Annotated in this window: 13 protein-coding genes; 4 read left to right on the forward strand and 9 right to left on the reverse strand. The window is 32.5% G+C overall.

Annotated features, from left to right (window positions below; all coding sequences use genetic code 11):
* Positions 1–19: 19 nt before the first annotated feature.
* The 4 genes from K0R77_RS09350 to K0R77_RS09365 all read right to left on the reverse strand — a co-directional run bounded on the left by K0R77_RS09350 (position 20) and on the right by K0R77_RS09365 (position 3884).
* Positions 20–1138 carry an FAD-dependent monooxygenase gene (locus K0R77_RS09350; protein ID WP_300351567.1) on the reverse strand — a complete coding sequence of 373 codons (1119 nt, stop codon included), beginning with the start codon at positions 1136–1138 and terminating at the stop codon, positions 20–22.
* 9 nt (positions 1139–1147) lie between these two features.
* Entirely contained in the window at positions 1148–1615 is a 468-nt protein-coding gene (locus K0R77_RS09355) for a hypothetical protein (protein ID WP_300351570.1), read from the reverse strand.
* A gap of 66 nt (positions 1616–1681) precedes the next feature.
* A complete protein-coding gene (locus K0R77_RS09360; protein ID WP_034757900.1) occupies positions 1682–2548 on the reverse strand; it encodes an RNA polymerase sigma factor RpoD/SigA in 867 nt (288 codons plus the stop codon).
* A gap of 544 nt (positions 2549–3092) precedes the next feature.
* A complete protein-coding gene (locus K0R77_RS09365) occupies positions 3093–3884 on the reverse strand; it encodes a S1/P1 nuclease (RefSeq protein WP_300351577.1) in 792 nt (263 codons plus the stop codon).
* A 277-nt stretch (positions 3885–4161) separates the two neighbouring features.
* On the opposite strand from K0R77_RS09365, the gene K0R77_RS09370 reads away from it, so the two are divergent.
* From K0R77_RS09370 to K0R77_RS09380, 3 genes are read left to right on the forward strand one after another with little or no spacing between them, the layout of a single operon-like run.
* A complete protein-coding gene (locus tag K0R77_RS09370) occupies positions 4162–5103 on the forward strand; it encodes a type VI secretion system baseplate subunit TssG (RefSeq protein ID WP_300351580.1) in 942 nt (313 codons plus the stop codon).
* Positions 5104–5156: 53 nt separating this feature from the next.
* Positions 5157–6056 (forward strand): TssN family type VI secretion system protein, encoded by a 900-nt coding sequence (locus tag K0R77_RS09375; protein ID WP_300351582.1) that lies wholly within the window; start codon positions 5157–5159, stop codon positions 6054–6056.
* A gap of 24 nt (positions 6057–6080) precedes the next feature.
* Complete coding sequence (locus K0R77_RS09380) at positions 6081–7226, forward strand: hypothetical protein (RefSeq protein ID WP_300351584.1); 1146 nt, start codon at positions 6081–6083, stop codon at positions 7224–7226.
* A gap of 79 nt (positions 7227–7305) precedes the next feature.
* Here K0R77_RS09380 and K0R77_RS09385 read toward each other — a convergent pair whose 3' ends face one another.
* Positions 7306–7959 carry a metal-dependent transcriptional regulator gene (locus K0R77_RS09385; RefSeq protein WP_300351586.1) on the reverse strand — a complete coding sequence of 218 codons (654 nt, stop codon included), beginning with the start codon at positions 7957–7959 and terminating at the stop codon, positions 7306–7308.
* Positions 7960–8044: 85 nt separating this feature from the next.
* Here K0R77_RS09385 and K0R77_RS09390 point away from each other — a divergent pair, with 85 nt between their 5' ends.
* Positions 8045–9076 carry an aminotransferase class V-fold PLP-dependent enzyme gene (locus tag K0R77_RS09390; protein ID WP_300351589.1) on the forward strand — a complete coding sequence of 344 codons (1032 nt, stop codon included), beginning with the start codon at positions 8045–8047 and terminating at the stop codon, positions 9074–9076.
* Positions 9077–9145: 69 nt separating this feature from the next.
* Here the strand turns inward: K0R77_RS09390 and K0R77_RS09395 are convergent, their stop codons facing one another.
* From K0R77_RS09395 to K0R77_RS09410, 4 genes are all read right to left on the reverse strand, one after another.
* Positions 9146–9649, reverse strand: a complete 504-nt coding sequence (locus K0R77_RS09395) for a hypothetical protein (protein ID WP_300351592.1) — start codon at positions 9647–9649, stop codon at positions 9146–9148.
* 583 nt (positions 9650–10232) lie between these two features.
* Positions 10233–12116, reverse strand: coding sequence for an LTA synthase family protein (locus K0R77_RS09400; RefSeq protein ID WP_300351595.1), 1884 nt, complete (start codon positions 12114–12116; stop codon positions 10233–10235).
* A 195-nt stretch (positions 12117–12311) separates the two neighbouring features.
* Positions 12312–13511, reverse strand: a complete 1200-nt coding sequence (locus tag K0R77_RS09405; protein WP_300351598.1) for a HAMP domain-containing sensor histidine kinase — start codon at positions 13509–13511, stop codon at positions 12312–12314.
* Positions 13512–13603: 92 nt separating this feature from the next.
* Positions 13604–14281, reverse strand: coding sequence for a response regulator transcription factor (locus K0R77_RS09410; RefSeq protein ID WP_300351601.1), 678 nt, complete (start codon positions 14279–14281; stop codon positions 13604–13606).
* Between the last annotated feature and the right edge of the window lie 22 nt (positions 14282–14303).

Consider the following 14303-nt stretch of genomic DNA (forward strand, 5'->3'; position numbering starts at 1 on the left):
AGTCAGCATTGGAAAACAATCACATCTCCAACTGTAGAATTTTCTCAATCATTTTTTGATTAAAACTTTCAGGAATTGATCTCATCAAGAAATTTCGGATTGAGTTTCCTTTTTCCCATTGCGAAAGCTTTCCGATTTTCCAACTTGTATTGACGATGTAATCAACTTTCTTCCGTCTTATTTTTTGAAACTCTTTAAAAATCGAATTAAAATCTTTGCTTTTCGCTAATAATTTTCCAATAATATAAGCATCTTCAATCGACTGACACGCACCTTGCCCCATATTTGGAGTTGTGGCGTGAGCTGCATCACCAACCAAACAAAGATTATCAGCAAACCATTTTGGAATAGGAGCGAGGTCAATAATATCATTTAAAATAATATTTTCCGGTTTTGTAGCTTCCAAAATTTGTAGAACCAATGGATCAAAATCTCTGAAAGTCTCAATTAAATTTATGTTTTCTCTATAATTGTTTTCGTTGATTAAAGCATACCAATACACTTTATTTTCAGATAGTTTCACAAAACCAAAACGTTTTCCTTTTTCCCAAATTTCTAAAGCATGATGATCATATTTTTCAGGAAGATTAAAATCAGTCAATCCGCGCCAACATTTTTGTTTTGCATTTCTGATTTTTCCAGTTTGTAGAATCTGATCGCGAATTTTAGAATGAATACCATCTGCGCCGAAAACTATTTTGCTTTCAATCTCGTTTCCATTTTCAAATTTTAAAAGATAATTTTCTTTTTTATCAATTTTATTTAAATTGTAATCAAGCTTAATATTCTCAAAACCAATATTTTCTGCTAAAATATTCTGCAAATCAGCTCTGTGAATGGCAATGTTGCAAGAATTGAATTTCTTTTCTAAAGCTAAAACATCTGTTGTAGAAATTGTCTTTAGTTTTTCATCCGTAATTGAAATTTCATGAATTTTGTTTCCTGCGTTTTCAATTTTTTCTTTTAAACCTAATTTCTCAAAAATCTGCATCGCATTGACTGCCATCATAATCCCGGCTCCGACAGGTTTTATTTCCGGTGCAGATTCGTAGATGGTAAAATCTAAATGGTGTTGTTTCAGAATATTTCCTAAAGTCAAACCTCCAATACCAGCTCCAATGATTGAGATTGAATTCATTTAAAATAATTAAAATTTAAAATAAGTTAAATCACATTTTTTTTCGCTAAAATCCAAGATAATTCCGTAATCGATCTTTGCTAATCCTCTTTTTGAATAACCTTTAATCCTAATTTTATCATCAACCTTCTGTTTTGAAATATAATTGATTTCCTCCCAAACGTAAGCAAAATTTTCTCTATTTTCAATCCTGCTTATTTGCAGGATGGGTTGAGCTACGTTAAAAATTTTACTTTTGATAAGTAAAAAAATATGGTCATTCAAAAGAATGATGATAGATTTATTAATCTGATAATTATAAATAGATTTACTACTTGATATATCAATATCAGTATTAATATTATTCAGTTTGATAAATCCTTTTCCGGATAAAGATGCTAAAAACTTTTCATGCTTATTTTTATTATAATTGTGAAATGCTAGATTTCCTATAGTAAAAAGAAAAATTAGTGTTCCAAAAGCTAAATAGATTTCCATATTCAAATATAAAAAAACGGAGTCTGAAAAATCAAACTCCGCTTAATAAATTATTTAAACTAAAAATTATTTACCTAAATAAGACTTCAAAATCTTACTTCTGGTATTGTGTTTCAGTCTTTTGATCGCCTTTTCTTTGATCTGACGAACTCTTTCTCTTGTAAGATCGAAAGTTTCACCGATTTCTTCCAAAGTCATTGGATGTTTACCGTTTAGTCCGAAGTATAATCTTACCAAATCTGCCTCTCTTGGAGTCAACGTGTTCAATGCTCTTTCAATTTCAATCTGAAGAGATTCAAGCATCAAATCTTTATCTGGACTCGGAGATTCTCCAGAACGCAATACGTCATACAAGTTAGAATCTTCACCTTCTACCAATGGAGCATCCATCGACAAGTGTCTTCCGGAGTTTTTCATTGATTCTTTGATGTCTTCTTCACTCATGTCAAGAACTTCAGCCAATTCTTCAGGAGAAGGTGGTCTTTCATTTTCCTGTTCAAGGTGAGCGTATGCTTTATTGATTTTGTTGATCGAACCAATTTTGTTCAGCGGTAATCTTACAATTCTCGACTGCTCAGCCAATGCCTGTAAAATCGACTGACGAATCCACCATACGGCGTAAGAGATAAATTTAAAACCTCTTGTTTCATCATATCTTTTTGCAGCTTTCATCAATCCTAAATTCCCTTCGTTGATCAAATCGGGAAGAGAAAGACCTTGGTTTTGGTACTGTTTAGAAACTGAAACTACGAAACGAAGGTTGGCTTTGATTAATTTTTCCAATGCGACTCTATCGCCGGCGCGGATTTTTTGCGCCAAATCTACCTCTTCGTCTGCGGTAATCAATTCTACTTTACCGATTTCCTGCAAATACTTGTCTAGTGAAGCGGTTTCCCTGTTGGTAACCTGCTTGGTTATTTTTAATTGTCTCATTTATTGTTATTCTCAAAAATAGAGTTACTATAGTATTATACGTTTCCAATAGCAAAAAGGTTACAAAGGTTTTAATAATTTTTTATTTAATTAAAATGATGTTGGAAAATTAGTTGTAAATTATCGGTCTTGTTTTATTTAAATTGTTATCTAGTGTTGTCATTTCGAGTAGCTTTCAAAAAGCGTATCAAGAAGTTTTTAAATAATGACTTAATTTGTATGAAGTTCACTAGTTCTCAATACATTTTTCTCCACTTTGCTTCGAAAAAAACTCGAACTAACGAAGCTGCTAATATCAGCAATCGATTTTTATGGATGGTTTTCTGCTACGTCACTTCGAGTAGCTTTCAAAGAAAGCGTATCGAGAAGTTGTTGATCAATGACTGAATTTGTTGGAAGTTCACGGGTTCTCGATACATTTTTCTCCGCTTTGCTTCAAAAAATACTCGAACTGACGGAATAAAAAAAAGTGAAACCGAAGCTTCACTTTAGATATAGAATTTAAAAATTGACTTTCAAAAATTCACCTATTCACAATTGATTTTTAAAACAAATCATTCAATACTTTAGCCAATCTCAAACCGCCGTAAAGAAGCTGTCTTTCCATGGTGTCGTTGAATTTATATTGGTAATCGTAACCCAATTTTGATCCGTCCGGAGTTTGTGCGTAGATTTTATTGGCAATCTGATGAGAATCATACAGCCAGTTTTCTAATGTTCCCGACTGAATTTGCTCTACTTCATTTTTAGACTTAATATCTAAAAGTTTTGCATATTCTGTGTAGCTGTATTTTTGAGAATCTACCAATTTGCCGTCCCAAACTGAGTGTAAATTTGTTTTTTCTCCAAAATAAGTGACGTTAATTTTATTTCCGCCTAAATCTTCAGATCTTCCGGTATGCATCGGCTGAGAAAGATCTCCCATCATGTGGATCAGGAAAATCAACGCAATTTTTCTGTCTTTTTCAGAAGTTTTTTCGTCTTTGATCTGTGCAGACAAAGTTTTGATCTGAGAGTAAAGACTTGGTCCTGACTGAGCTTTTAAATTTTTTTCAAATGCTGCGAGATCTGTTTGTGGATCAATGTTTACATAATGCCACACTGAGGTCTGCTTCCAGACTCCGGTCGTATCAGATTTAATGAAATCCGGCCAGTTTGCCCAATAAGCAAGACGTTCCTGTCCCATCATTTTTTTTATTTCTCTTTTTGCTTTACCAGACAAGTGGTTTTCTGCGATTTCTGCAATCACACGATGTCCTGTCAATCCCCATGCATAAGAATATACGGAGCTGGAGATCATGAATAAAAGCAGCATTTTAGAATAAATACTTTTCATTTTTTTAGTAATAATTTTAGATCGACAAAGATAGTATACACTTTCCAGAAACAAATAATTATAGAAATCTTTTATGATGACTTTTTCGGTTTGTTAAATAAATTTAATCTGTCTCAGTTTTATAATAAATTTCTAAATTTTAATTTTATAGTCATCAATTCACAATTTTTATTACTAAATTGGATTAAATAAAATATTTCAAAATTTGAAATAAATACTTTTTCAAATTTAAGAGATATATTATCTTTACACTAACAACCACATCACAGAACAGAGTATGTACGACAATAGCATTGTAGATATGCATTATAACAAACTGCAGACAGATTTTAAGGCTGAAGCAGTTGCCGTAAATCTCCTGAAATACCATCGGGCGGTCAGCAATATTTTTATCGACAGAATAGGGATCAACGACAGAGCTTATCTGAAAGATATTAAAAGTATCTCTAGCCAATATCTTGGTTTTGATGAAGAGGTTTTGAATATAAAGACTTATAGAGAAGGTATTTACGACTATTTACCTGAAGGAATTTTTCATCCGCCTTCTTTAAATACTTCAAGAAAAAATGTCGAGAGTGTAGTCAACGAAATCAGAAAACAAAAAAGAGTAGAAGATGATGCAAGAAAGTTTTTCAGACCTTTTGAGCTTGAAATTTTTTTTACGGAAATCGGTGCCTTATTAAAAGAATATGACTTTGATCTTGCAAGTGATACAGATTCTCTTTTAAAGGTTTTTTCTGAACTTTGGCCGGTTGTAAAAATGCTCGATAAAAAAAATGCTTATATTTTTATTCATATTTTACCGTTTTTTCATCAGATACGAGGAGATAAAAAGTGGTTTGAGCGTTGTATGACCTCATTTTTGCAGGTTCCTGTGGAAATTACTTTTACTCCCAACATTATCGATAGGATTGAAGAAGAGGACGATTCTATGCTTCTTGGAAATTCAAGATTGGGAGTTACCTACATCCCAAGCGGAAAACATATGGATGGCGAAAGAAACTGGATCGTGAACATAGGTCCGATTCCGTATGATGAGATGAAAAAGTACATTCCAGGAAATCCTTTCAGAAAAGTTCTTCAGGCTTTGTACGATTATTGCCTTCCTGTAAGTGTCGATATCGAAGAAAATTTTATTACCGAAAAGAAAGAATATTCATTCATGCTGGAAGATGACGAAAGAAATTCCAACAGGCTTGGTTTCTCTACTTTTCTGTAAAATATTTTATTATATTTACATTCATCAATCACAATCACTATTAATTTAATTAAATGGAATTTTCTTCAGTAAAAGGTGTATTTCTAAGATATATTTTAGTGCCGTTGCTGGCGGTAATCATGATGGGCATTTTAGGTGCGATCAGAAGAAATCAGCCGGCAATAAAGATTAAAGTAATTATCATTTATGTATTGCTGTGCAGTTTATGTTTAGCAATTCCGGGATTTTTGGGGTTTTCGGGGAATCTGTTTAATCCTTATTATTATCTGATTTCGCAGCTTATTTATCTATTGCTAGGGATTTTTCATGTCAATTTAATGCACCGATTTTTTAGAAAACACATCCAGTCATTTGGATTAAGTGTTTTGTTTGAATCTGTACTTTCAGTTACCTGTGTGCTTTTGGGAGCCTACTTATTTGTGCTTATTTTCATATGGGTCAGCAAAGATCAAGGATTTCCTATCATGTCTGCAACGAGTGCTCTGATCTTTTTTGTACCGATGGCATTTCATTATTGCTATATTCAGTTTATCAGTATTCCTGTTGATATTTATAAAACATGGCGATATTCTCCGGATCAGAAGCCGCCGGATTTCGAAGGGGCAGATTTTGACCGATTGATGGTTTTGAATGTTGAACTGAGTAAAAATCTCGAAGATGCCAACAGATTCAGAATCAAAGCTAAAACTTTACCGACTGGAGTTACTTTCGGAGACTGGTTTTTCCGTGTGGTAGACGATTATAACCATAAGAATCCTAAGTCAATCATTCATCTTTCGGATGAAGAAAAGGAGTCATACTATTGGATATTTTACACTAAAAAATCTTTTTTCAGTTTTAGGAAATATATCGATTTTGATCAGGATATCAACACCAACAATATTTCTGAAAACGAAGTGGTCGTCTGTAAAAGGGTTATCCAGCATGAAGAAGAAGGAAGAAGATCATCATAATCACAAATTTTAAAAAGTATTACTATGATACAGCCAATCAAACATTTTGCAATCAACTGGGTCGACGGGATGAAAGTTTCTCAGAGACACCTCAATGACCAGGATAATTTTTTAATAGACACAATCAGAGATGCCAATTCTCTTGCAATTACAACATATAATTACGGTCTGTTGCCAATTCCCAACGAGTTTACTGACAAGACTATTTTTGATGTTCACAATACGGCAACCAATGACGTACAACTTGTTATTAAACATTGCAGCGCTGTTACATTGGCCGGATACAGAATCGAACTGAAAGATAGGAGAGTAAGCGTAAAATCTCTTGCAAAGTCAATGAATTTGGATGAAAATCAGATCGATGGAGAATATTATATCTTAATTTCTGTCAATCCTTTTGATAAAGTACCGTTTGGTGATATTGATCCGGAAGAGATTCCACCGCGTCATCCGAATGCTCATGCCAATTATCATATCGAATTATTAGCAGTTTCTTCGTTGAACAGCAGCTATTCTGGAGGGAATTATCTCGTTGTCGGAAAGGTAGATTTTAAAGGGAATATTGCGCAAGTCAATTCAACTTTTATTCCGCCATGTACGTCTGTACAAAGCCATCCTGCATTGATCGATTACTACAACGGATATGCAAAATCAATTGGAAATCTTCAGCAATATGCATTTAAAATTATTCAGAAAGCATCGCATAAGAATCAAAACACAGCTTTAGCATTAAATGTAAAATCTCTGTGTACGGTTTTGGTCAATACTTTCGGAGATATGTATTTTCAGTTTAGAAATGTCATTCCTTATCAACCGCCAGTTTTTTTGATAGAAACTTTTGCTAAACTGGCTTTAAGACTTTACAATGCAACACAGGTTTTAGTTCCTGCAGAATTGGAAGAAATGTTAAATTACAGTTTAGAATGGAGTGAAATTGCGCCTCATACTTTACTCAACCAATTATCAACCGTTGCGGAAACCAATTACGATCATCACAATTGTGGTGAACCGCTTTTGTATATTCAGCAAATGCTGAGAAGTTTAGAAATCATTTTCTCTAAATTGAGCGAACTTGATTACATTGGTCAAAGAAAAGAAAATATCATTGTCAACGAACAGGAAGTTTCTTCCAATACCAATCCGAAAAGAGGTTGGAGTGTTTTAGATTAATCATTTCAAATTTTAAAATAAATAAATCCCGAGCTTTTGTAGTTCGGGATTTTTATATAATGTCAAAAATTCTGAATTTCTATTTTTTAACCAAGATTTTCTCGGTTGCTTTTTTACTTAAAACTTCCTGTTTTTCCTCAACTTCAACTGTTACTGATCTGTCAAAATCTTCAATCTTGATAATCTTAATTTTGGTATTTAAAAGAAGTTTTCTCTCAGTGAGATAATTTAGAAAAGCATCGTCAGAAAGTGTTACCGAAGCAAAAATCACATTTTCACCAACTTTACAATCGCTTAATTTCTGTAAATCCTGAGAAATAATATTTCCGTCTTTATCAGGAATCGGTTCTCCGTGAGGGTCAAATTTCGGATAATTAAGAATCTCATCCATTTTATCAAAAAATATTTTAGAATGTACGTGCTCCAGCTGTTCAGCAATTTCGTGAACGTTTTCCCAGCCAAAATTCATTTTTTTGACAAGAAACATCTCTGTCAATCGGTGTTTTCTTACCACTAAAGCTGCTTCACGTCTTCCTTTTTCGGTGACTTTCAGAGGTTTGTAGGTTTCATACACTACCCATTTTTTATCAGCAAATTTTTTCATCATATTATTGACGCTCGGCATTTTTACATTCAAAAATTTGCTGAGTTCGTTGATCGTTACTTTTCCTTCATTGTCAACTAAGTGAAACAAGGCCTTCAGATAATTTTCTTCTGTTAATGTTGTTCTCAAAATGTTAGATGGTTTTCATTACAAATCTAACAAAATAATATTTAAAATTCAGTCTTATTATTTTAAGTTTTTTTAATTTTACTGAATGAAATTTTCATTTAAGAACGACTATTCCGAGGGTTGTCATCCCCGAATTTTAGAATCACTTTTACGTCACAATACCGATCAACAGGGGGGTTATGGAGAAGATGAATATTCTTTAAAAGCTAAAAATTTAATTAAAGAAAAAATAGACAATAAAGATGCTCAGGTTTACTTCGTTTCAGGAGGAACTCAGGCAAATCTGATTGTTATTTCTTCGGTTTTAAAACCTTATCAATGTGTGATTTCTACTTCTACAGGACATATTTTGAATAACGAAACAGGTGCAATCGAAGCAACCGGACATAAAGTTTTAAGCATAGAAACGGAAGATGGAAAACTGAAACCATCAGATATTCAGCCAATTTTAGACAGTCATAAAAATATTCCGCATCAGGTGATGCCGAAATTGGTCTATATTTCAAATTCTACAGAGCTTGGAACAATTTACAAAAAGGAAGAGCTCGAAAATCTTTCGAGGTTTTGTCGTGAAAATAATCTGTATCTATTCATGGATGGCGCAAGATTGGGACATGCAATTACTTCCGAAATAAGTGATTTATCTTTAAAAGATATTGCTAAACTGACCGATATTTTCTATTTGGGAGGAACAAAAAACGGAGCTTTAATAGGAGAGGCGATTATCATCAACAATCAGTCGTTGCAGGAAGATTTCGCTTTTAATATTAAACAAAAAGGAGCTTTGTTGGCAAAAGGAAGGTTGTTGGGAATTCAGTTTTTAGAACTGATGAAGGATGATCTGTATTTTGATTTGGCAAAACATGCGAATCAACAGGCTATGAAAATTAAAACAGCTTTATCAGAAAAAGGAATTTCTTTTCTTTCAGACACTTTTACCAATCAGATTTTTCCTGTTTTAAATCACCAAATTATTGAGATTTTATCTGAAAAATTTGAATTTTATGTCTGGAAAAATGTTGATGAAAATTTTTCGGCAGTCCGTCTGATTACCTCATGGAATACAAGTAATGAAGCTGTCGGAGATTTTATTAAAATCATTAATAATAACCTATAACTAAAAAAAATGCAACCGGATTGAGTTGCATTTTTTTATGTTTTATAAAAAATTAATTTGAAATTAAAATTATTTTAGAGCTTTTGAAACCAATGTGCAATCTGCGGTTTCCAGCTTCTGACCGTCTTTGTAAGCTACTTTAGCTTCGTCGGCATATTTCATCTGACCATTGTCATCTTTTTGATTTCCAATGCCTTCAAGTAAATTTCCGTCTTTTTGTAGAAAGAAAATATCTCTTTTGCTTGTAGTACCTTCAGATGCAAATTCATAAGTCAGTTTCAGTGTATCACCAGATTTGAAACCTGTAAGATCGCCTTTTGAACTGTCTTTTTCGCTATTTTTATAAGCCATTTTTCCAGTGACTGTGCCTAGATTATCATCAATGCTCACGAAAACACTATCTTTTCCGGTTACTCCAAAATAACAGTAAGATTTTGCGCCCAAGGTATCAATTACAGCTGTAGTTGTGTCTGTGAGCGAATCTGCATTGGCGGTTGGTACAGTAGTTTCAACTTTTTTATTACAGTTGATCAGAAATAAAGATAATGAGCCTAATAGAATGTACTTTTTCATGACTTTTTATATTATGTTAAATTGATTTGTATTGCTAAAATAATGATTGTAATCTGAATGGTTGGTAAATTATAGGAAAATTATATCTCAATATTTTATATATTTTTTATTAAATCATTCAACAAAAAATCTTCCAAACTCAATACTCAATACAAACTCTAATCGCTGAGAATCGTCTAAAAATATTTTTCTGGAATGATATTCGAAATTTCGTGAAATTAAATGATAAAAAATTATCATAAATCTTATTATTAGAAATCGAAAAATTTTATGCCTAAATCTAATTTGCAATCGCTAAGAATGAAAATATTTTTCAGAATAGTATTTAGAATAAACTTCAAGCTAAATTTATTGCTAAACAAGATCTCTTAATTTTCACTACAATTTACATTGATAAACTACTTTATATTATTTTTAAAAAAGTCCTATAATTTATATTATGTTAAATAGAATATTTTTCAAATTTCTTATTATTTATAATAAATGTTTGAAAATCAATTTATTACAGAATATCTGAAGTAAGGAATTTAGAATAAAATATACACAACAAATTGCCGTATTTTAAATTATTATTTACAAGAAATTATTTAGCTTTCATTTTACCATTCTTAAATCTTTCACTTGCAGTCTGATAATATGCTACCGTTTCAGAGACCAGATTTTTCTTAATATTAGAAATTTCTGTGAATGATTTATCTTTTTCGGAAACTTTAAACTGCTTTACCCTTTTGCGGTCATCGATCTGGTTAAAAGTATTTTCTTTCAGCATTCCAAGAGTTCTGTAGTTTCCTATAAATGCTCTTTCGTCTCCTGCTTTTGTTTGATTGATGTCTTTACCGTAAAGACGTGTTGAGTAATTCCAACCGAGATAACCGAATAAAGTCGGCATCAAATCAATCTGTGAAGTCAGACGATTGATCTTTTCAGGTTGTTGATTTAAATTATAAATAATTGCAGGAATGTGATGTTTAGCAATATTAATTTCCCATTTTCCTGCACTGCTTGCGCAATGATCTGCAACAATAACAAAAACTGTGTTCTTAAACCAAGTCTTTGTTTTTGCATTGGTGATAAATTTTCCCAAAGCATAATCTGTATATTTCACAGCAGCATTTCTGTCGCCTTGCGGAAGATCTATTTTACCGGCAGGAAAAGTATATGGTTTGTGATTGGAAGTCGTCATCACAAACTGAAAAAACGGTTTGTTTGCTTTGGTACTTCTATCAGCGTATTTTATAGATTGCTTGTAAAGATCCTCATCACAGATTCCCCAGGCATTTTCAAAACTTACTTCGTTATCGTTTATTGCAAATCTCTGTGTTTTAATTTCGTCTGATAAAGGATTTCCTCTATTTCTGTCAACAATATCAAAACCCTGTCCACCGAAAAAATTATTCATATTATCAAAATAACCATCGCCGCCGTAAATAAAATAAGGCTGATAATTTTTTGATTTTACAATTGTCGAAACTGAAAATAAATTTTGGTTATTGGGTCTTCTTACGATGCTGTTTCCAGGAGTGGGCGGAACAGACAATGTTAATGCTTCCATTCCCCGGACGGTTCTGGTTCCTGTTGCATAAAGGTTTGTGAAGAAAATACTTTCTTTAGACAGTTGGTCATAATTTGGTGTAAGATGATCTTTATTTCCGAATTCTGTTAAAAAATCGGCACTGAAGCTTTCAATTGCAATGACAATAATATTAGGATGTTGCTCCTCACCACCTTTTGTCGATCTTGAAATATCATCAAATTTTACTGAATTATAATTTTGATTTTCCTGTAAAAGTTTACTTTTTAGAATAGAATAAGCTTCTTTTTCAGGAAGTTTCGGATAAAATGTTTCATAATCTAATTCATTGGATTGATATGCAGAAATAAAAGAAAATGCACCATTTTTCCCGATTTCATTGACAACAAGATTATTGCTGAAATCAGCCTGCTTATTTCTCATTATAATTCCTAAAACAGATCCGATAATCAGTACAGAAAGTGCAGGTAAAAGACGTGAAGAAATTGGTTTTCTGTCTGAAAAAGTATTTTTGAAAGCACGTTTCTTTTTTAATACAAAAAATGTCAATACAATGATTCCAACCAAAACACCTGCAATTAAGGGTAACGGATAAGACTGGTTTATATTTTCTACCACTTCGTATGTGTAAATCAGATAATCAACAGCAATAAAATTAAATCTAACTCCAAACTCATCCCAGAAAGGAATTTCTGCCATGATACTAAAATAGATGATGACAAAAATTATCGTTAAATAAATGTAGGTAAAACATTTGTCTATTAAGGAACCTATCCATTTTTTTGGGAAGAATAAAAGATAAAATGCGTACAGAAATAAAAATAATGTACCCATGGTAAGATCATAAAGAAATCCTGTAAAAAATGCCCGCAAAATGTAAAACGGATTAAAATCTGCATCGGATGCTGACCAGACCAAGAGTGTCACCCTTATCATAAAGGATAAAATCAAATAAAAACTTAAAACATAAAATAATACTGAAAATCTGCCTTCAAAAATTTTTAAAAAACGCTCTAAACGTTGTTTTGTCATAGTCATTGCTTGTCTGTTAAAATCAGACAAAGGACTTAATCAATTTAGAAGAAATTTAGAATTTTTAAAATTTAATCTTGAAAGAAGTATGGATGAAATTTACAACTTCACTGAAAAAACATGATTATTATCGACAAAATTGTACTGAACGTCCCATTTTTGAGATTTGGAAATTTCTTTTATAATTGCCAATCCTAAACCGCTGCCCCTGTTACTGGCAGATAATTTAGAAAATCTTTTAAATAAAAGATCCTCATTCAGCTTTTGCACTCCGGAATTGGCTACAGAAAAGACTGCATTATTTAAGCTTATAGAAATAGAACCATTAACTGCGGTATGGCGAATTGCATTCAGAAGCAAATTATTGATCAGAATTTCTGTCAGACTTGTATTACCGTTTACAGTAGTATTTTGCAATGCATTAATCTGCAAAGTAATGTTTTTCTGATCAAGATGTTCCTGAAGATTTTCTATGCTTTGTCTTACCAATTCGTCAAAATTGATGATCTCAGATTGATCAAACTGGCTGTTTTCAATTTTTGCAAGAAGCAAAAGATTTTGATTGATTCTTGCACTGCGGGAAAGTGCTTTGTTCATATCTTCAGCAATGTTGTACTGCTTTTCGGTAAGGTCAGCGTTTTGCATCAACAGATCGAGCTTATTTTTCAGGATTGCAAGAGGTGTCTGCAATTCGTGTGATGCATTTTCTGTAAATTCTTTCTGTGTTTTGTAAACCGACACGTTATGTGCAATCAGTTTCCTTAAAGATTGATTGAGTTCTTCAAATTCTGTGGTGTCTGTACTTTCAAATTCAATGTGCGTTTGTGTGTTAAGATTGAAATTTTTAAGCCTATCTAATGTATTTCTAAAAGGTTTCCAAATCGTTTTGGATAATCTTCTGTTCAGAATAAATAAGCCTGTTACAATTAAAATAAAAAATAAAAGAGTAATGATTCCGATAATCATTATTGTTCCCTGTGTTTCCTCAATATTGGTTTCTATGGTAAAAAGATAAGGCTCGTTTTTAATATAAATCACTTTTTTGAGACATCGGTAGCGTTCGATTTTCTTGTCGGCAGAAAAAGGTTTATACTTTTCGGTCGTAAAAATTAAATCTTTTTTTAAATTGTTATATGGCAGTTTTATAATGTTTGTTCCCGGTTGAATCTGATTCCAAAGACTGATGTTTCGTTGTATTTCTTCGTCGGAAATTTTCATCCGATTAAATTCATATGATGTTTTTTCTGCAACAATTTCATTATGTTCATCAAGCTCATCTTGCCAGATTGTATCCACCATAACGTAATAAACAGGTATACTGATTATTAGAACAATCAGTACAAAAATTAAAAAAGGCTTTGTTGTTTTACTTAGTAATGGTTTCATTCATATTATAGGCTTTCCCACTTATAACCTGTTCCATAGACTGTTTTCAGATAATGATCACAACCGGCATCGTACAGTTTTTTCTTCAGGTTTTTTACGTGAGCATATACAAAATCGTGGTTTTCTAGCATATCTGCAAAGTCTCCTGAAAGATGTTCTGCCAAAGTACTTTTAGAAATCACCCTGTTTTTATTACCGATGAAATATACTAATAAATCAAATTCTTTTTTGGTTAAAGCAATGATTTCGTTACTGACGGAAACTGTTTTTGCCAAAAGATCAATCTGCAACTCGTTTTGAGTCACCACATTGGTGTTGCTGAACTGCTTTCTGCGGATTACAGAATAGATACGAGCGGCTAATTCAGAAAGATGAAAAGGCTTTGTCAGATAATCATCTGCACCAATCTGCAATCCTTTAATCTTGTCGTCGAGTGCATTTTTTGCAGAGATGATGATTACACCATCCTGCTTTTGTTCTTTTTTAAGTTCTTCTAAAATTTTCAGACCGTTTCCGTCCGGCAAAGTAATATCCAGCAAAATACAATCATACTGAAACACTTCAATCTTTCCCATCGCTTCACTAAATGTTGAAGCAAATTCACATAGATAGTTTTCTTCCGAAAGATATTCCGCAATACTTTTCGCAAGCTCGACTTCGTCTTCTATAATCAGGATTTTCATCAATACTTATTTGTTTAATGAT

This window comes from Chryseobacterium sp., assembly GCF_029240215.1.
Lineage (GTDB): Bacteria > Bacteroidota > Bacteroidia > Flavobacteriales > Weeksellaceae > Chryseobacterium.